This window comes from Clostridium algoriphilum (assembly GCF_020443705.1).
Taxonomy (GTDB): Bacteria; Bacillota; Clostridia; order Clostridiales; family Clostridiaceae; genus Clostridium_AD; species Clostridium_AD algoriphilum.
Genome location: NZ_JAIZZK010000021.1, coordinates 63,087 through 83,022, shown reverse-complemented (window position 1 = coordinate 83,022; position 19,936 = coordinate 63,087). Strand labels below are relative to the sequence as shown.

Genomic DNA, 19,936 nt, shown 5'->3' with positions numbered 1-19,936 from the left:
AATGTTTGACATAAAAATACTCCTCCTTACAATCTTTGATAATCACTTATCTCAATTATTGCCAAGAAAGAGTACATTATATTCTGTTTACACAAAATTATTTACAGGCCCTGATAAAGCCTAATAGTGTTTAACTATTAGGCTTTATCACTAATTTTAGTGGTGTTTTAGGAGAAACATAAACGCTATTTATTAGATTCTTTAAAAACTCCTATTTCATTAGCAGTTTCTACCTTCATTCTATCTAATTCTTTCTTTGTTTTTTTACCAACCTTTTTACTTTCTTGGTTGTTTTTTTTGTCTATATGTGACATTGTAAGATCCTCCTTGTATTAAATAAGAGCACAAAATAATTATTAATTACTAGCCCCTTAATAATAGATATTCCAATATTAATATAACCAAATTTATGAAGTGTATGTGGGGAAAACGTTATTTATTTGAATATTCCTTTTATGATATAGCTAATATTATAAAAAAATGCTCCCCTTTCCGCTAACAGATTTTATTATTTAATCTGTCTACTTTAAGAGGAGCACATAAATCTTAAGCATATTGCTCATTTATTACCTATGTATTACAAATAAAACACAATAGAACATTTAAGTTTTACATCTTTAATACTTCAGACACTGGTCCTTCAATTATTATAGGACTTTTAGAGGGCTTTAACCATTTTAATGTGTTTATTACATTAGTCTGAGATGTTGCAATGCATCCTGCTGTTCCATTTCCTGCCCCTGACCATACATGAAAAAATATACCTGAACCTTTTCCTGGTACTCTTTTAGCAGTGTTATAGTTTATTACAAAACCATAATTATATTGAGGAATATACATTTTTTCAGCCGAATTCCATCTACCACTCACAGGGCCTTTTTGCCATGTATTATACAAACTTGATTTTATATCATCTACCCAAAAATCATTGGTGTTTGATATCCTATAGGTCATTGAAGTACCTGGATTTGCATATCTACCAAATGCCGTACCCAATGAAAAAATACCTATTGGAGAACGCCCATCACCTTCAACTTTATTATAAATAAAGCCTTTATTGCCTACATTACCAGCAAAAGAAGCAATTTGTCTCCATGTTCCGTTAACATTTTCAAATGTTGTAATGGTAGCATTTACGTTGCTATAACTGCTAGTAGTAACAACAATGGCCTGCTTAGCATTCCCCTTGTTTTTGATCTTATCTATCAATAATTTAGGCTGAGGTGTTATTTTTATGTACTGTGCACTTACATATCCTGTTTTAGCGCCATAAGTTATTTTATAAAAATTATTTGCCTTTCCGAGTATATTAACTTTAGTTCCACTTTTTAGATTTCCCTGTACAGAATAGTTTGTTCCAGCTCCATTTCTTACACTTAAACTACTGGCTGTTGTTACCCCATACTGTGTTTTGTATACTACTACAACTGGTTTAACTGTTATTTTTACATATTGAGCACTTATATATCTTGTTTTACCACCGTAAGTTATCTTGTAAAAATTATTTGTTTTTCCTATCATAACAACTTTTGTGCCTTTCTTCATATTTGCTACAGAAGAATACTTTGTTGCTGCTCCAGTTCTTACGCTTAAGCTACTGGCTGTTGTTACTCCATACTGTGTTTGATATACGCCACTAAATAATTGTATATGTTTATCCACACTACTCGTATTGCTTGTACAATTTATATTGTTGATACCTCCCAAAGATACCAACACTACGCTCATAATCATAGTAGCTATAACTACCTTTGTTTTAAATGAACATTGCATAAATTGTGTTAAAAGCTTAATATTCTTCTTCAGTTTAATTCCCCCTTAAAGTATACATTTACATTTTTATTTTACCTTAATTATGTAATAAAGGCAACAGCTTGTCCTATTAAATCCTCTTTTTCAAAAAAACTATGTCATATCCTTGTGTATCATGCCTAAATAGCTTACACAGCAAGCGATTACTATTTGGTCTTATCTATCTTAAAGTAAGGCTTAAAAAATTAGAAACAAACCCCTTTGAACCCTCTTATTTTATTATTTTTAAAAATAAGCAATGATAAGTAGCCTTTATTTTGTTATTTTCCGAAAAATTTTCATTATAATACTTGATTACTTTTTTGATAAAAGTTAGAGAAGTACATTTATTATTTTTATTACTATTATTAGCACCAGTTTTTTTTATTGAAGTGAAAAAATCATTACAGTTATTGAAATATTCATATTCAAATATTTCTTTACTTTGTACTATAACATCATCATTTCTTGTAACATCCTTACATAATGTAGATAATTCATTAAGGCTATAAAAAGACTGTCCTGAATATATAGATTCTTTTATAGACATGTCTTCCTTTACTTTCTTAAAACATTCATTCAATTCACAAAAAGTATGTTCCCCAAATGTAGAAAAGCAAATGACACCATTTGCATTTAATACATTATGTATTTTTTTTATTGTTGCATCTATATGATTAAACCATTGAAAAGTGGCATTAGAAACAATAATATCATAAGTATCATTAAGATCCATATCTTCCAAATCACCACAAATAAAATCAACTGAAGCATTTTTAATTTTTGACTTTATTTCAGTAATCATTCCTGGCGCAATATCAACAGCGGTTATATGAGAATGCGGAAAAAGCTCAATTAAAGCAGATGTTAAGTATCCCGTTCCACAACCAATCTCTAAAATATTTTTAACTTCAGTGTTATTTTTATTGTTTTGCAGCATAAATTCTACTAAATAATTCTTCATAACCTTTTGAACGTGAGCATATTCATCATAATTTGATGCATTTTTACTAAAATGAAGTTTTAACTGTTTTTTATCAATCATAAATTATCTCCCTTTATAGGTGTTTTTATAAATTTTGATATGAAATTATAACAATCATGAGGATTTGTGAAAAATGGGATATGCCCGCCACCCTTTATAACTTCTATATTAGAATGTGTTAATATATTTTTAATATATATAGCAGCATCTATTGGACATATTTTATCTTCTTCACCATGAATCATTAATAAAGGAATATTTATATCTACTAATTTATTTCTTAAATCTTTTTGAATTAAATAATCAAGTTCCAATGCCAAAGAATCTACTGATTGAATTTTAATGTTATCTTCCATTATCTTTAGAAATTCCTTGTTATATCCCTTTTTCTTTTCTTCATCTGAAAACAATGAGTCATAAAAATTAAAGAGTGTTTCATTTGGATTTTTATATAACTTAATTTTCATTCTTTCTACAATTCTTTTATTCCACCCTAAATTGTATTCATCTTCTTTATGTTGAATAAAAGAGCTTGTACCTCCAATCAGAATTAAGTTATTAATATTCCACAAATTTTCTAAAACAATTTCCTCCGCTACTAATGATCCAAGTGACCATCCAAGCAAGGAAAAAGAGGTAAGCTGTTTTTCTTCTATAACGTCTATTACCTTTTGTTTAAACCCATATAATAAATCAATATTATCCCATTCAATAAAAATCAATTCAAATTCCTTCCATAAAAGCCCACTAATTCTTTTCCAAACAGAACTGCTCATTCCAAAGCCTGGTAGCATAATTAAATATGGCTTATTCATAATAAGTCCCCAATAATCTTTAATTTTTTTCCTGTTTCTTTTATTTTAACCAATGCTTCTTCTAAATCTTCTTTTGAATGTGTTGCCATTAAAGAAATTCTTAAACGACTTGTTCCTCGCGGTACAGAAGGTGGTCGAATTGCTGGTACATATACACCTTGTGATAATAATGTTTTGCTAAATTCAACCGCTTTGTCTACTTCTCCAATTAAAATTGGAATTATCGGAGTTTTCGTTTCCATTACATTAAATCCTGCTATTTTAAGTTCATTTTGAAACCAGCTTGAGGTTTTTAATAGTTTAATTCTTCTTTCCTCATCCTTTTCAATAATTTCTAATGCCTTTATAGAAACTGCAATTGTACTAGGTGATAAAGCTGTAGAATAAATAAAGCTTCTTGCAGAGTTTATTAAATAATTAATTAAATCCTTTTTACCAGCTACATATCCGCCTTCTGAAGCAACAGCCTTACTTAAGGTTCCCATACTGATATCAATTTCATTATCTAAACCAAAATATGATGCTGTACCTGACCCATTTTTACCTAAAACACCGGTAGCATGTGCATCATCTACCATTGTCATCATGTTAAATTGCTTTGCGATTTTCACAATGTCTGGCAGTGGAGCTATATCACCATCCATACTAAATACACCATCTGTTACAATTAAATTGTTACTTCCTTTATACTTATTTATTTTATTTAATAAATCATTCATATCACAATGCTTATATCTGATAAGTTTTGCACCACTTAATCGATATCCATCAATAATACTAGCATGATTTAATTTATCAGAAAAAATTACCCAGCTATCATCACACAAAGCTGAAATAATACCTACATTTGCCATATATCCAGTATTAAAAACTAAACTTGCTTCAGTCCCTTTAACCGATGCAATTTTTGTCTCTAATTCTTTATATAAGCCATAACTTCCTGTGGTTAATCTAGAACCACCTGATCCAACACCATATTTGTTGATTGCATCAATTGCAGCTTTCTTCAATCTAACATCATCACAAAGACCTAAATAGTTATTCGATCCTAAAAGTATAAAATCTTTTCCTTCAATTTTAACCCTAGGCGATTGTGCTGTATCAATGTATCTAAGTTCCCTATATAATCCTTTTTCTTTAATTTTTGTAAGTTTATCTGTCATATAATTCATTAATTAATTCTCCTATAGACTAAATGTATAATTTTTATAAATATATACCAAAACCAAAGAATTGTCAACCTCATCTATATATCGAGTTTACAATCTACCATTATAGTTTAAACACAAATAGAGAATATTACGAGAAAATATGGTTGCATTCGCAACTATATTACTTTATTCTTTAATTAGTAGGAAGTGCAACTAATTTAGGAGGAATAACACAATAAACGAAAATAAGAACTCATTATGAAGGTGGATTTCTCTTTTGCATAGACATGGTCATGTATACGTGGGAAGGTAACTTAAGCAATATAATATAAGCAAAGGTCAGTATACATATTTAAATGCATTATATACAACTTTTACATATGATTATTTTAACAATGATGCAGCACATTAGGAGATGTTAAAAATGAACATAGCTGTTACTACTAAGAGATTTATTAGCAATAACTTTCATGCTCTTACACATAAAAATTATAGATATTTTTGGATGGGTCAGTGCGTTTCTTTGATAGGTACTTGGACACAAAATATAGGACAATCCTGGCTAGTACTTTCTCTAACAGGATCTCCATTTTTACTTGGACTTGTTGGGGCAATGCAGTTTTTACCCGTAACTTTTTTCTCGCTGTTTGCCGGGGTATTAACCGATAAGTTCCCAAAGAAAAAAATACTGATTTTCACTCAGAGTGTATCAATGATATTAGCCTTTATATTGTCTGCATTAGTGTTTACAAATACATTAAAGTATGAACATTTAATAGCTTTAGCTTTATGTCTTGGATTTTGTAATACACTAGATATGCCAACTAGGCAAGCTTTTAATGTTGAGATAGTAGGAAAAGATGATTTAATGAATGCCATTGCTTTAAACTCAGCCACTTTTAATTTAGCAAGAATTATTGGACCAGCTATTGGGGCTATGCTTATGGGATATCTCGGAGCAGGATGGTGTTTTTTGTTAAATGGTTTTAGCTTTATGGCAGTTATCTATGGACTGGTTCATATTGAAGCAATCAATTATGTGAGAAAGAAAACTTCTGAAATAGGTATGCTTAAAGAAATAATAGCGGGCCTTAAATACATAAAAACCAATTCTATTTTATTAGAAACCTTGATATTAGTTAGTATTATGGGGATATTTGTTTTTAACTACAATGTCCTAATACCTGTATTCACGAAAAATGTACTACATATGCAAGAAAAAACCTATGGAGTTTTACTATCTGCACTAGGAGCAGGTTCCCTCATTGGGGCTATTCTTATGTCTTTAAAAAGTAAAAACGGTCCAAATAAAATTCTTATGATAGGTAGCTCTATTGGAATTGGCATAATGTTAATTTTTACAGGAATAAGTAATTTATATTATTTTACTGCCCTAAGTTTAGCTATAACAGGAATTTTTAATATGTTCTTTTCCACCACTGCAAATTCCATGTTACAGCTAAATTCTAAAGATGACTACAGAGGACGCGTTATGAGTGTATATTCACTTGTATTTGCTGGATTCACCCCTCTAGGAAGCCTTCTTTCCGGATCTGTGGCTGAGAAATACGGTGCTGACATTTGTTTCATGTTATCAGGTATTTCTACAATAATATTAGTATTGTTACTTGTCACCTGGGCTAAACTTAGAAAAAATAGTAAATCAACCTCCGTATAAATTATATCCTTTGGTAGTAGGAGTTAACCAAAAGTTAACTCCTACTACCAATAAAGTAATAAAAGTGGCTACAATTATAGCCACTTTGCGAAATAATTCTCTTTATTTGTTTCACATTTACCACCCATCCCGTATTTATTGTACGTTAACATAGTTAGTCCTATTGTAATAACCATGTATTATTATACATGGTGTCTTCCATACTTAAATTACCTTCTTTTATTTCCGAAGAATATATCTTATATCCATTTCCACCCTTGCGCTTAACTTCATACATAGCCGAATCAGCATTTTTAATTAAGGTATCTGAATCAATTCCGTGCTTTGGAAATATACTTATGCCTATACTTGCTCCAATAAATAATTGATTTTCCTTATAGGTAAAAGCTGTGCTTAATGTTTCCAAAGCAGATGCTGCAATTGTTTCAGCATCTGCAGAGTCTTTCAAATCTCTTAGCATTATTATGAATTCATCTCCACCAATTCTACTAATTGTATCCGTTGACCTAATAATACTTTTTAATCTCACCGCGGAGATTTTAAGAATATAATCTCCAGCCTGATGGCCATAATCATCATTAACACTTTTAAACTTATCCAAGTCTATAAAAAGAACTGCAAATCTTTCGTTTTTATAACCTAGTAATATATCAACATCTTCTAACATCTTTTTTCTGTTAGGAACTTCTGTAAGTGCATCATAATAAACAAAATGGCGTATTTGATCTTCAGCACTTAGTCTATCTATAATCTCATTTTTAAGTTTAATATTTGACTCTTCCAATTTTAAAGTATAATTCTTTTGTATCTCAGTTATGCTTTTTCTTTCAGAAACATCATGTAATAGAGTAAGGATTCCTAATAAGTCTTTGTATTCATCATATATAGCTGTTGCTGATAGTTCACAGGCAAGAACTTCTTTATTTTCTCGGATTAAATCAACTTCAATATTAATAACAAATCCTTCTTGCATTATAGTATTAAAATTAAAATTTCTAAAATCTATTATTGCATGAAGTGGATTTTCCTTTAAGTCCTTATAATTATACCCAGTTATATTTAGTGAAGTTTCATTACAATTTTTTACAAGTAAATCTTCACCTAATATGAAAATCGGTTCATTTACAGCTTCAAAAAGATATTCCGATACAAGTTCATAAGAGATTAACATCATTTTATGTTTATTAATTGCATACCAAATTCCACCCATTCCAATAGAAATTGTTATAATCCCAGACGGAAAAATCATAATACCCATTGCAGGAAGAATCAAATCTGATATTACTGCTAAACAAACACTGACTAAACTGGTAATCAAAATAGTTTTAATCTGTTTTCTCACTCTATTCTTATTAGAATTTCTCATTTGAAAATATATTATTACATCACTTGTTATAAATAAAACAACATTATATATACTAAAAATAATACCGATAGTAGTGGTCGTATATAGATTATCTACAAAGCCATAAGCTTCATTACTTACTACTTTAGATGGTTCATATAATAAATTACTTATAAAAAATATTATTGAAACTATATATAATAAATATTGTATTTTTGAGTTAGCGTTTTTTTGATTTATACCTTTAAGAGAAAATGCGAAGGATAGCCATAGCCCGTTAAAAAAACACCATCCTAAGGCAGAAACTATTCTCCATACATTTGCAATTTCTATATTGGGAGAAATCAACATGAATGCAAATCCTATGGCCCAAAGGCTAGCAGAAATACAAATACTTAAAAATATTACGTTAACTTTAGATTTTTTATCTTTTCTATAACTATAGATTCCCATAAATAAATAGAAAATAAAACATATACATAATAATGCAAACAACATTGTTCTAATATTATCCTCACGCGGCATTGCCTATTCCCTCCTATCATTTCAAAACTTTTATAATTATTATATCGGTTATATTCGACAAAACTTTATGTATAAATATCTAATATGACTTCTAATAACATCTAATTTTATTTATTCATGATAATTAGACAAAATACCTCCCCAAAACTTCTCCTTATTAGAGGTTGTGATAAATGGTAATGTTATTCTCAGAAACCGAAAATAAGAAATTGTAATTCAGCTTTCATATTTTTTAAATATTCGCTTCAATGTTAAAAGCCGTACACCAATTGAATTAGGCGTACGGCTTAAACAATAATAACCATATATATACTGTCTATTTAATTAGGTAAGTTCAACTTTTATGATATTAACTAAAACCCACACTTAAATTTCTTTGTATATTCTTCCATTAGTCCTTGTCTAAAGTCCGGATGTGCAATATTGATTAGTGCTTTAGCTCTGTCTCTTAAAGTTCTACCTTTAAGTTGTGCAATTCCATACTCTGTGACTATATAATCCACATCAGTTCTTGAAGTTGTAACAACTGCTCCCGCATTTAATAATCCCACTATTCTTGAAATCTTTCCTTTTGAAGCTGTTGATGGTATTGCAATTATTGATATGCCATCTTCGCTCATGTTTACGCCACGCACAAAATCAACTTGACCTCCTACACCACTAATTTGTTTTAACCCTATACTTTCTGAGCACACCTGTCCCATTAGATCAACCTGTACACAAGAATTTATAGAAACCATTTTATAATTTTGCATAATCACACAAGGATTATTTACATAATTTACAGGATACATTTCAACTAAAGGATTATTATCAACAAAGTCGTAAAGTCTTCTAGTTCCCATAAGAAATGCCACGACAATCTTTCCCGGATGAAGTGTCTTGAATTTATTGGTTATTACACCTGCTTCTACTAATTCAACTACTCCATCTGATATCATTTCTGAATGTATTCCTAAATCCTTTTTATGCTTTAAGAACAAAAGCACAGCTTCCGGGATAGCTCCAATTCCAAGTTGCAGTGTAGAACCATCTTCTACAAGCGATGCGCAATTCTCACCAATCTTTTTTTCAACGTCTCCTATTTTAGGTGGCTGAAGTTCAATTATTTCATGAGATGTTTCAACTATATAATCTATTTTTGATATATGAATAAATGAGTCTCCCATAGTTCTAGGCATGTTAGGATTCACTTCTGCAATTACCATTTTCGCATACTCTGCAGCTGGTTTCGTATAGTCATTTGATACCCCGAAACTACAATAACCATGCTTATCTGGAGAACTAACCTGAACTAAAGCTACATCTACAGGAATATATCCTTTTCTAAATAATTTAGGAACTTCATGAAAGAAGCAAGGAGTAAAATCTGCTCTTCCACATTCAATAGCTTCCCTTGTATGTGTACTTGCAAAAATTGAATTATCGTGAAAATATTCTTCCATGCCAGGCTTTGCATATGGAGCTGTACCCAGTACTACCAAGTTAACTATTTCTACGTTTCTGTAGTTCTCTTTATTCGCAACCATTGCATCTATCAGTTCAGTCGGTTCTCCAGCTGCATGACCCACAACAACTCTATTACCGGATTTAATATGCGTAACAGCATCCTCCGGTTTAACAAGCCTATTTTTATAAATTTCCTTCCAACTCATAATAAAATCCCCTTTCATATAAACATAATTATTTATCTCTATTTTCATTATGATACTTCACTAGATATTGAGTTTAGCTTATTTTGTGTTCTTTCTTTCTTTAAAAAACTTTTCCCCAGAACCAAATCCTGCCGCCACAAGTCCTCCTGCAAGCCCTCTTTTGTCCGGAAACCATTTTACCGTATTGCCAACTGTACATGCGTAAACTGTACCTATTCCAAATCCCCCTAGTACTCCATATGTTAAATAAAGAACAGTTAGTGAATTTGTAAATCCAGCTAAAATTATAGAGTAAACCTTTTAATGTTTTTTATTAGAATTAGTTCGCCTTTGTTTATATCTATAATAAAAGCAATAACTATGCCAATAACATTTTTTCATAAAATCATCTAGGTAATGTGTTCCTACATTGTTATTTAATAAACTATCCATCTAATTTAAGTTTATAATTGTTCTAATTTTAGTACACAATAGTACACAATGTCCTAGAATTAGAAATTTTAAAATACATAAAAACAAACCTAATACTTTGTGCGGTATTAGGTTTGTTTTTATAAATTATTTATATTGAGCTTTTTAATTTTATAATATAAGTTACTTCTCGAAATTCCTAAGACTTTTGCAACTTTATCTTTATTTCCCCTACACTGTATTAATGTATTAATAATCATATTTCGCTGGGCATCGCTTGTAAGTATCTTTAGATTATTTATTGATTCTTCTCCTTTAATATTACAAGAACTTTTATGGTACATATATTGAGGTATATCCTCATGAGTGATGAACCCATTTGACATGCTACATACCGTTTCCAAGACATTTAGTAACTCGCGAATATTACCTGGCCAGTCATAATCCACTAAACACTTAATAAAAGAATGGTGGATTTTAAAATCTTCCATGTCGTTTTCCTTTGAAAATTTTCTTATATAATGATCTACCAATAAGGGTATGTCCTCTTTTCTTTTATTCAAAGGTGGTACTATAATAGAAATTACATGCAGTCTATAAAATAAATCATGTCTAAACTTTTTCTCATTTACCATCCTCTCGAGGTCAGCATGGGTTGCTGCAATAATTCGTACATTTATTGGAATAGGAAATTGACCACCAATTTTCTCAATTTCTCTTTCCTGTAAAACTCGCAGTATTTTTGCTTGCAATGAAAACTGCATATCCCCTATTTCATCAAGAAAGATTGTTCCTCCATCAGCCATTAAGAACTTGCCAGCACGTCCACCTTTGATTGCCCCTGTAAAAGCACCTTCTTCATATCCAAACAACTCAGACTCTAAAAGGTTTTCAGCAATCGCAGCACAGTTAATCCTCATGAAGGGTTGATTTTTCCTATTACTAAGATTAGCAATGGCTTGTGCAACCAGTTCCTTGCCTGTTCCTGTATCCCCAGTGATTAAAACGGTAGACTTTGTTTTTGCAGCAGCAGTAATCTGTGCTTTTAATTGTAGCACCACTTTGCTCTGCCCAATAATATCATCGATAGTATATTTAGAGCGTAATCTTATATGATCTTTACAGGTTATTAGCTGATTCTTTTGAAGTTTTGAAGTACCATCATGCATATATTGCACAAAGCTCTTCATGCTTATTACACCTACAACATTATTTTTTAGATTTACAACAGGAACAATATCAAATGCTACTTTTTTTAAATTCTTTATATCATCATTTTCTGATATAGCATCCAATTTATATACCAATGAATCAATAATACAATCTTTATTATCAGTGTATTTAATTAAAGAAATAGCCGTAATTATACCTTTATACCTATTATCAGTATCCGTAACGATACAATATGATTTTTTCTTTGATTCCATTTTAGTAACTACTGTATTAACAGAATCTCCAAGTGAACATAATATAAATGAAAAATCTACAATATCTTTTACCTTCAAAGTTTATCCCACCTTATTAATAAGATATTTTCTCTGCCGCAGAATTCGATCATTTAATTTTGTATATATTCTTCATTTAGTAATTTCACTTTACTAAAAAAGTATATTTTGATAGCATTTCAACAGTAAATATACTTTTTATTATATTGTTAATATAATAACAAAGATACAACAAATATTATTCTACAAATAACCGCTAATTCCTTTATCTTGTCATAATATATTTTTTATCCACAGTAGGAATATATTAAAAATGTCTTCTTTTAAACACAAAAATGCTCGCCCTTCTAGTAACAGATTTTTATTATTTAATCTTTCTACTTTTAGGGGGGCATATCAGTTTCTAGTCTATAGGTACCAGTTTAAAATTATATCTTAGTTGAAGAAAAATATTAAAAGTATTCTATTTTCAGTTTTACAACATGTTAATAAATGTTAAACCGTCTATTTTTATGGAAACTGGTTGTGGTAAAGTCAATGCCGTAGGAGCCTTACCACTATAAAAAAACAATGCATTATTTGATGGATCAATTCCGCTGAGTGCTTCATTTGCGGCCTTCACAGCATTTGCCTGTGCAGTTCTATTAATATTACCATTTAGTACTGGTGTAAACTCATAAGAACCATTTGTCTTTTGATTAATAACAGCACTTATTGAATTTGGAAAACTGCTGCTTTTAACTCTGTTTACAACTACTGCGCCTACAGCAACCTGTGCATTATAAGATTCTCCTCCTGCTTCAGCAGTTATTAATCTAGCTAACAAGTTTAAATCACTTGCGCTATATTTAATTGCTGCATTTTTGATTGCTTTAGGTGTAGTTTGCACTGTAGTAGAACTACTTGTTCCAAGAGTTTTGTCAACTTGCTTAGTAGCTTCATTCTGTTTATTATTAGCTTTTTTTGAATTATTTAATGCTTGTTTTGCTACAGTGGCTTGGTCTATTACCAGTTGTGCACCATATTGATTTTCTAGAACATTTAATTCCGCTACCAATACATTTTGGTCTGATTTTTGTTTGGTTAAAGTAGCTAAATTCTTTTTATTATCAACTCTTAAAGATAGCAACTTTGTATTCCCTGTATCTAGCGCTACCTTCTTTAAATTAAGTGCTGCCTCTTTTTTTTTGAAATTATTGATAACATTCTGATCAAAGGCTACTATTTTTTTGATATTTTCTAATCTGGATATAAAATCATCTATTCCATTTGAGCCTAATATAACATCTATATAGCTTGATGTCCCATTCATATACATTACTCTCATTCTTTTATCAAAAATGATCTGTTCTCCTTTTATATTAGCCTCTGCTTTTTCAATATTTCTTTTAGTTTGTTTAATATATTCTTGTGTTATAGTTATATTGCTTTCATTATTTTTAATTTTAGACATAATTGTTTTACGCTGATTGTCAATAATCTCAACTTTATTTTCAAGGTCGTTTCTTTGAGTTTGAACCTGTTGAATTTTTGCCTTATCTGACGCAGGATCTGCATATACGCTAGTAAAACTAACGCTCATAATTACACAAAGTGCCATTACAGCTGAAATAATTTTTTTGTTCAATTCTCCATCACCCCTATATATTGTTTTATCTTTAAATATATTATCTTTAAATATATTATGGTTAATTTTTTTTATCATCTGAACATAATAACATACAGACATATTTTTAGCAAATATTGGATATGAAAATCCCACTTCATCTCTGAAGTGGGCTAACTTTTTAAATCATATTCCTCCATACCATATTCAAAAAAATTTATTACTCTACTCTAAACACCTCATAAATTATTTATGGTTTGAGTTTAGCTAGAGTTATGAAGTATGGATTTTTAAAGCTTTTAGTAAAGTTTTTAAATTAAAAATATCTTTCGAAGTTTCTTGAGATCTTTGTAAAAAATATTTACTCGAAATTAAATAATTTTCATAAACATCAGATATTAATTTAAACTAACTTTTTTTCAGTATGTGTAACGTTGTATTTAAATTTGAATACCTTATAATAGCGGTCTATATATAAATACTACTGCTAGGAGGTTAAACTTTGAATAAAGATGAAGTTAATTATATTGAGGGTGAAAAAAAATATTATTGGCACTCTTTGAATAAGAGTCACCCTGATAAATGTGACAAAAATCACTGTCCTACCAGCGTTACTAGCCCTACTGGATCATCAGGAACTGACGGTATTACTGGATCTACTGGTGCATCAGGTACTAATGGTATTAATGGATCTGACGGTTTTAATGGTCCTACTGGTGCATCAGGTACTAATGGTATTAATGGATCTGACGGTATTACTGGATCTACTGGTGCATCAGGAACTAATGGTATATCAGGTGGTTTATCAGCATTTGCATATATTTATTCCACTGCAGCTCAATCCGTAGCAGATACTGGATCAGTACTTTTTAATAACCCACCAACAACATCATCACCTATAACATTTACTGCTCCTAGTACTACAATTAACTTAACTCCACCAGGCACCTATCTTATTAGCTTTGAATTATCTGTAAGTTCTGGTGGTGGTACATGGACAATAGCTGTAAATGGTTCAATAACCCAACCATTAAGCTACACTAGCAGAAGTGAAAATTCCCAAGTTTTTGGCGAAGCTATTATTACTATAATAGTACCTTCAGCCATTTCAATCGTAAATAATAGTGGTGGATCAATTAATCTTGCGAATGGTCTTTCTCCAACACCTAACACTTCAGTAAGTGCTTCCGTTACTATATTGAAATTAAGATAATTAATACAATAATTTATTATAAGCAACTATTATCTTTAAAAATGAATAATTGATTAAAATACCGTAATACTCAATTTTTGAGTTTTGCGGTATTTTTACGTTGCAATTGATCATATTCGATATAATTTGCACCATGTTTTTCGACCTCTATTGCCTCTTCAAGGCTGTGGACAGAAACGCCTCTAACTCTATTGAAGGAGAGGTATTCATTAATAAAACTTGTATAACTAGTATGGTAACCATCAGCCTCTATGGCTTTAGCCACCTCTATATTATTATTTATTATAAGCTTTACACCTGAATTGCCTATAATTTTTTTTATTCTAGCCGCTATAGGTAAAAGTAATTCATAAGGTAAATCCTTTTCTCGTAAAATAACAGCATAAATACCAGCTTTTATAGCTTCTTGAATTACATCATAAAAGTCCCTATCCTCAACAAGCTTTCTATTAGTTATAAGAAAAATCATTTATGAAAACTACCTTAATATATTAACAATCCTTCTTTGGATTAATTTATTTGTGTATCTCATGATAAATTCTCCCTTCATATTGTTATTATTTATATTGCCATCTACTCTCTAAATATTGATTTATAATTTTTTAATATAATCGCTTTCTTAACCCCTTCAACAGTTCTGCCATAAGATATTTCAAAGGTTTTCACCTTATAAATGTTATTGGAAACAAAAAATGCAAGCCCCAAAAGAGCTTGCAACAAAAAAACGTTGTTAAAAAAACTCCCTACGTTGGAATTACCCAAATCAGGTTATGAGGGTCAGAGACAACATCTCTTTCTCAGCTCATTTGTACGAGCTCCCCTTGTTTACTTTATTTAATTATCATTGCATTGAGTATACGACTAAAATAATTCTATGTAAAGTATTCTAATATCAATACTTGGATATGTACTAATAGGATTAAAAGATGTAGGTGGATTACTACTAACAAAATATGAATATACATTAGTTGGGCCCTATAGGCTTATATCTAGCAATTTTATATTTACTCATAATTTTTCTCCTTAATATTTGATACTATAATATATGTATGCTTTACAATAGTTGTGAGAAAATATTTTCATAAAAAAAATAACACAATGTATAAAAATGCTTATACATCGCGTTATTTCTCAATCTTTTAAATTAAATTTAACAAAAGCATCAGTCATTTTCAAATGTTTAATCCTATTTCGTTTGCGGTCCAAATAGCATTCATTATATTGGCAGCATTGTTTGCATCTCCAACAATATATAAGTCTGCTATTTTACCATTCATTTTATAAAATAATTCTCGTTCTGATTTAAAACCAACTGCTAAAACTACAGTATCTGCTTTAATCTCCTTCTTACCAAATTTATTATTGATTATTACTGCCCCTTCATCAGTTACTTCTAATAAGGCTGTATTAGTGATTTTTTCTACCTTATTAATGTTTAATAAATCAATTAACATTATTTTATTCATATGAGGGATAGGTTTTCCTGAACTTAGAATATCACTAAACGCTTCTACTATGGTTACCGTTTTACCTTGCTGAGCCAGCCATAAAGCAGTCTCGCAGCCAACAAGTCCTCCACCTACCATAATTACATTTTGACCAGCAACTTTAATACCATCAAGCACTTCACTAGCAGTCGCAACCTTTTCTTTATTAATCCCAGGGACATCGTTTAACAATATTTCGTAAGACCCTGTTGCTATAACAACTACATCAGGTATTTTTGTATCTATCATTTCTTCAGTTACTTCAGTGTTCATTACTAAATTAACATCTAGAACCTTCATTTCGTTTTTGTACCAATCAAGCAATCTTCTATCATCAAGCTTGAAGTCAGGCTTGGATCCAGCAATAACGTGTCCTCCCAAATCATTAGTTTTTTCATACACAGTAACGTTATGCCCTCGCATTTTAGCTATTCTAGATACTTCCATACCAGCAAGACCACCGCCAATAACCATTATGTTTTTAGGACTATTTGTAGGTTTTATTTCATAATATCTTTCTCGTCCTGTAGCCGGGTTTACAGCGCAAGATAGTGGCTTATTTTCAAAAGCTCTTCCCAGACATCCGTCATGGCAGCCAATACAAGGACGAATTCTTTCTTCCTGCCCTAATAAAACTTTTCTAGGCCAATATGGATCTGCTAAAAGACCTCTGCCAAGAGATATCATATCAGCTTGGTTGTCTTCTAACGCTTTTTCTCCTATGCCAGGAGTATCCAATTTACCTGCTACAATAACTGGAATTTTTACTACTTTCTTTAATTGCTCTGTGTATGGCAAATATAGTCCATGTTTTTGATAAATAGGAGGGTGAGACCAATACCAAGCATCATATGTACCAACATCAGTATTTAATTCATCGTATCCAGCTTCCTCAAGGATCTTTGCTGCTTCCAAGCCTTCTTCTAAATCTCGGCCTTTGTCTTCATAATCCTCACCTGGTAGTCCACCCTGTCTCCAATCTTTTATGCAGCTCTTTATGCTGTATCTTAATCCAACAGGGAAATCTTGTCCTGCATTTTTCTTAATTTCATGAAGTATTTCAATAGGTAATGTTAATCTGCCTCTTAAATCTCCACCATATTTGTCTGTCCTTTTATTAAAAATTGCTAAAGTAAACTGATCTAGCAAATAACCTTCATGTACTGCATGTACCTCAATTCCATCGTAACCTGATGCTTTCGCAATTGCTGCAGCTTCACCAAATTTTTTAACTATTTTCTCTACTTCGTCAGTTGATAATTCTCTGCATGTCACAGAGGGATCCCAATAATTTGGTATTGCTGAAGCTGAGACTGGTTGCTTTGCCATTAAAATAGGCGCTCCACTTCTTCCAAATCCCATAGTCAATTGAAGAAATATTTTTGTTCCATAAGCATGTACTCTTTCAGTAAGTTCTGAGGATGTTTGAATAAATTTAGCTGGGTTTCCTGTTGCACATGGAAAAGCAGGCATTATTGTTTTATCTATTTCATTTTCTACTTTAACTATACTTGTTATTATTAACCCAGTTCCACCTTTTGCTCTTTCCACATAATAATCAACAGCCCTTTGATTAAATGCGCCATCATCTGAGATTAACCCAAACGCTCCCATTGGTGCCATTGCAATTTTGTTTTTAATTTCAACCTTCCCAATTTTGATTGTTTCAAACAGTTTATTTTTTCCCATTTTCATTCCTCCATTTATAATATATTTTTAAAAACCTGATGTCCTTAAATTATAAACTTAAACTTTGCATATAAAAATGTGACTAAAACCATTGTAAATTCAAATATTTTGGATACTAAAATATAGTAGATTTATCCTAAGAAGGATAATATGTAAACATTTACTCATATAAATATTATACCACAAACTAATGGATCATTCATTTTATAATAAAAGAAAACAAATTCACCTTGTTTTTACCATGGGATGATAAGCATGGAACTTAAAATAATACATATCCCTGTAACACTGGTACCCAAAAATATTGAGAAGGCCTAAACAATTATTCAATAATTAAATTATGACCAACTCCATTCAGTTCTGGCTCTCATCTAGATATATATATACTTATTAGAACTAAATCTGAAACATCGTTAAATGCATCTAGCGCTTGAACCTGAAATTTATATGTTCTTCCAACTTTTAAACCAGTTATTGTAATGAAGTTTTTAATATTTGTTGAAATCCAGACACCGTCCTTATAAACATTGTAACCTTTCAGATCTATTTCAGTGTTTTTATTCCAACTCAAATTAACCGTTCCTAATGAGGAATTAAATCCATTCAAGTTTATTGGTTTAGCCGGTAGCGTTATTAAATCTAGTGAAGGACACCAATTTGCGTCCATGCGGGTGTATCCACCGATGATTGCTGACTGCGAAAATTGCCAAATATTCCAACCACTCCACCCACCAAAACTCATAGGCGTATCATGACTAAACTTCAAATAATTACTAAATTCATAGAATTCAGCATTCCATAGAGGTAAATTATTTAGAGTATTAATTTCTGGTGTAACGTGCCAGTCACTCCAGAAAGATCTATTTGTATATATCATTATAGTTCTGCCTGTATATGCCTTAAAACGGTCACAAAATACTTTAGACCAATCGATTATTTGCTTACCTGTAAGTCCAATATCAATTTCACCAAGGGGAGGTTCTATATCTAATACAGGAAGTAAGTCGCCATATCCACTCTTTGAAGCTTTATTCATAAGACTCAATATATGGTCAGCGTATTTTTCAGCCTCAACATTGGCTTTGTTTAAATCGTAATCTAAATTAGACCAGTGTGGAATATAATAGAATCCTACTGGCAACCCTGCAGATTTTATTCCAATGGTATGTTTTTGTGCCATAAAATCTGGAGTATACCCCTTATTTAATACACTGTTTCCTGCCCTAACGTAAACATATTTTATTTCATCACTCTTAATTTTATTCCAATCTAATTCGGGTGTATAAGAAGAAACATCTGTACCTTTTAAGTAGCCAGAATATTGGTTAGCTTTTGACCAATAAACAATGCCAAGAGAAGTTGTAATACTTACTCTTGCAATATTGCTGTAACCAGAGAAAATTTTACCTGACGTATAAGATGTGACCTTATAATCATAAGTTTCGCCAATTTTAATAAATACATCTACAAAAACTCGATTTGGGGTAGAACCTATAGGAATATTATTTCTCAAAATATAATATCCACTCACCTGTACATTGTCATATGCAGGTTCCCAAAATAGCACTACACTAATTAACGTATTTCTTTGTACTGTTAGTTTTGTTGGAGCTCCTGGTACAGCTCTATTATTTATTTTTAAATTCAAATTGTAATTTCTAGCAATACTTCCCCTAATATCATTAGGGCTCATCATACGATCCTTTTCCCCCAGTGGTATGAACAAAGTCTGATTTATAACCAGCTGCTCTGAGCGACCTAGTCCATTTGCTTCAATAATACTTTGTGATAAAACTCCATATCGTTTTGCAATTAAGCAAACAGTATCGCCTGATTTAACTAAATGAATCCCCACCAAATTACCTCCTTTTATGTATCCTTATAATTAACATATTCATTTGATAATTTTAATGTGCATCAGCTTTTTCTTTCTTAGTTAACAAAAAAATAAAACCCCAAGGTATTCCTCAGAGCTTCTAACTATTATTTTTGTTGATACCCTCAAGCCAATTTAGTGTAATATATTTTCAATACATCCCTCATTCCTTTCGATAACAGTCCTTTAGCTCCGTATACAATATATTTCGGAATTCCCCTATAATATGCTTCAGCCTTTTATTTTTATTAAGTTATTCATTCT

At 30.9% G+C, this 19,936-nt stretch carries 14 protein-coding genes and 1 riboswitch; of the genes, 2 read left to right on the top strand and 12 right to left on the bottom strand.

Annotation, left to right across the window (positions count from 1 at the left end; all coding sequences use genetic code 11):
* Positions 1 to 185 precede the first annotated feature (185 nt).
* The 5 genes from LGK95_RS14980 to bioF form a co-directional block, all read right to left on the bottom strand.
* Positions 186 to 314, bottom strand: coding sequence for a small, acid-soluble spore protein, alpha/beta type (locus tag LGK95_RS14980; protein ID WP_226125588.1), 129 nt, complete (start codon positions 312 to 314; stop codon positions 186 to 188).
* 295 nt (positions 315 to 609) lie between these two features.
* Complete coding sequence (locus LGK95_RS14975; protein ID WP_226125587.1) at positions 610 to 1,773, bottom strand: SH3 domain-containing protein; 1,164 nt, start codon at positions 1,771 to 1,773, stop codon at positions 610 to 612.
* 250 nt (positions 1,774 to 2,023) lie between these two features.
* Complete coding sequence (gene bioC / locus LGK95_RS14970; protein ID WP_226125586.1) at positions 2,024 to 2,836, bottom strand: malonyl-ACP O-methyltransferase BioC; 813 nt, start codon at positions 2,834 to 2,836, stop codon at positions 2,024 to 2,026.
* Complete coding sequence (locus LGK95_RS14965) at positions 2,833 to 3,591, bottom strand: alpha/beta fold hydrolase (protein ID WP_226125585.1); 759 nt, start codon at positions 3,589 to 3,591, stop codon at positions 2,833 to 2,835. The genes bioC and LGK95_RS14965 overlap by 4 nt, the downstream gene beginning before the upstream one ends.
* Complete coding sequence (gene bioF / locus LGK95_RS14960) at positions 3,588 to 4,763, bottom strand: 8-amino-7-oxononanoate synthase (RefSeq protein WP_226125584.1); 1,176 nt, start codon at positions 4,761 to 4,763, stop codon at positions 3,588 to 3,590. The genes LGK95_RS14965 and bioF overlap by 4 nt, the downstream gene beginning before the upstream one ends.
* Positions 4,764 to 5,166: 403 nt before the next feature.
* Between bioF and LGK95_RS14955 the strand changes: the two genes are divergently transcribed.
* Complete coding sequence (locus tag LGK95_RS14955; RefSeq protein ID WP_226125583.1) at positions 5,167 to 6,420, top strand: MFS transporter; 1,254 nt, start codon at positions 5,167 to 5,169, stop codon at positions 6,418 to 6,420.
* Between the two features lie 160 nt (positions 6,421 to 6,580).
* Here LGK95_RS14955 and LGK95_RS14950 read toward each other — a convergent pair whose 3' ends face one another.
* The 4 genes from LGK95_RS14950 to LGK95_RS14935 all read right to left on the bottom strand — a co-directional run bounded on the left by LGK95_RS14950 (position 6,581) and on the right by LGK95_RS14935 (position 13,428).
* On the bottom strand, positions 6,581 to 8,290 hold the full coding sequence (locus tag LGK95_RS14950) for a diguanylate cyclase domain-containing protein (protein ID WP_226125582.1): 1,710 nt from the start codon (positions 8,288 to 8,290) through the stop codon (positions 6,581 to 6,583).
* A gap of 353 nt (positions 8,291 to 8,643) precedes the next feature.
* Complete coding sequence (locus LGK95_RS14945) at positions 8,644 to 9,945, bottom strand: acetyl-CoA hydrolase/transferase family protein (RefSeq protein ID WP_226125581.1); 1,302 nt, start codon at positions 9,943 to 9,945, stop codon at positions 8,644 to 8,646.
* Positions 9,946 to 10,496: 551 nt separating this feature from the next.
* Positions 10,497 to 11,861 (bottom strand): sigma 54-interacting transcriptional regulator, encoded by a 1,365-nt coding sequence (locus LGK95_RS14940; protein ID WP_226125580.1) that lies wholly within the window; start codon positions 11,859 to 11,861, stop codon positions 10,497 to 10,499.
* Between the two features lie 415 nt (positions 11,862 to 12,276).
* Complete coding sequence (locus LGK95_RS14935) at positions 12,277 to 13,428, bottom strand: cell wall hydrolase (protein WP_226125579.1); 1,152 nt, start codon at positions 13,426 to 13,428, stop codon at positions 12,277 to 12,279.
* Positions 13,429 to 13,909: 481 nt separating this feature from the next.
* On the opposite strand from LGK95_RS14935, the gene LGK95_RS14930 reads away from it, so the two are divergent.
* The gene (locus LGK95_RS14930; protein WP_226125578.1) at positions 13,910 to 14,620 is read left to right on the top strand and encodes a collagen-like triple helix repeat-containing protein; all 711 of its coding nucleotides are present in this window, start codon (positions 13,910 to 13,912) and stop codon (positions 14,618 to 14,620) included.
* A 70-nt stretch (positions 14,621 to 14,690) separates the two neighbouring features.
* On the opposite strand, the gene LGK95_RS14925 is transcribed toward LGK95_RS14930, so the two are convergent.
* From LGK95_RS14925 to LGK95_RS14915, 3 genes are all read right to left on the bottom strand, one after another.
* Positions 14,691 to 15,089, bottom strand: coding sequence for a thiamine phosphate synthase (locus LGK95_RS14925; RefSeq protein WP_226125577.1), 399 nt, complete (start codon positions 15,087 to 15,089; stop codon positions 14,691 to 14,693).
* Positions 15,090 to 15,342: 253 nt separating this feature from the next.
* Positions 15,343 to 15,452: riboswitch (TPP riboswitch) on the bottom strand.
* A gap of 340 nt (positions 15,453 to 15,792) precedes the next feature.
* Complete coding sequence (locus LGK95_RS14920) at positions 15,793 to 17,802, bottom strand: oxidoreductase (protein ID WP_226125576.1); 2,010 nt, start codon at positions 17,800 to 17,802, stop codon at positions 15,793 to 15,795.
* A 361-nt stretch (positions 17,803 to 18,163) separates the two neighbouring features.
* The gene (locus LGK95_RS14915; RefSeq protein ID WP_226125575.1) at positions 18,164 to 19,651 is read right to left on the bottom strand and encodes a GH25 family lysozyme; all 1,488 of its coding nucleotides are present in this window, start codon (positions 19,649 to 19,651) and stop codon (positions 18,164 to 18,166) included.
* Positions 19,652 to 19,936: the final 285 nt, after the last annotated feature.

Coding starts and splice junctions, on each gene's coding strand:
- LGK95_RS14975 (WP_226125587.1), bottom strand. CDS start 1,773: ATGCAATGTTCATTTAAAACAAAGGTAGTTATAGCTACTATGATTATG.
- LGK95_RS14920 (WP_226125576.1), bottom strand. CDS start 17,802: ATGAAAATGGGAAAAAATAAACTGTTTGAAACAATCAAAATTGGGAAG.
- LGK95_RS14980 (WP_226125588.1), bottom strand. CDS start 314: ATGTCACATATAGACAAAAAAAACAACCAAGAAAGTAAAAAGGTTGGT.
- LGK95_RS14925 (WP_226125577.1), bottom strand. CDS start 15,089: ATGATTTTTCTTATAACTAATAGAAAGCTTGTTGAGGATAGGGACTTT.
- LGK95_RS14950 (WP_226125582.1), bottom strand. CDS start 8,290: ATGCCGCGTGAGGATAATATTAGAACAATGTTGTTTGCATTATTATGT.
- bioF (WP_226125584.1), bottom strand. CDS start 4,763: ATGAATTATATGACAGATAAACTTACAAAAATTAAAGAAAAAGGATTA.
- bioC (WP_226125586.1), bottom strand. CDS start 2,836: ATGATTGATAAAAAACAGTTAAAACTTCATTTTAGTAAAAATGCATCA.
- LGK95_RS14955 (WP_226125583.1), top strand. CDS start 5,167: ATGAACATAGCTGTTACTACTAAGAGATTTATTAGCAATAACTTTCAT.
- LGK95_RS14965 (WP_226125585.1), bottom strand. CDS start 3,591: ATGAATAAGCCATATTTAATTATGCTACCAGGCTTTGGAATGAGCAGT.
- LGK95_RS14945 (WP_226125581.1), bottom strand. CDS start 9,945: ATGAGTTGGAAGGAAATTTATAAAAATAGGCTTGTTAAACCGGAGGAT.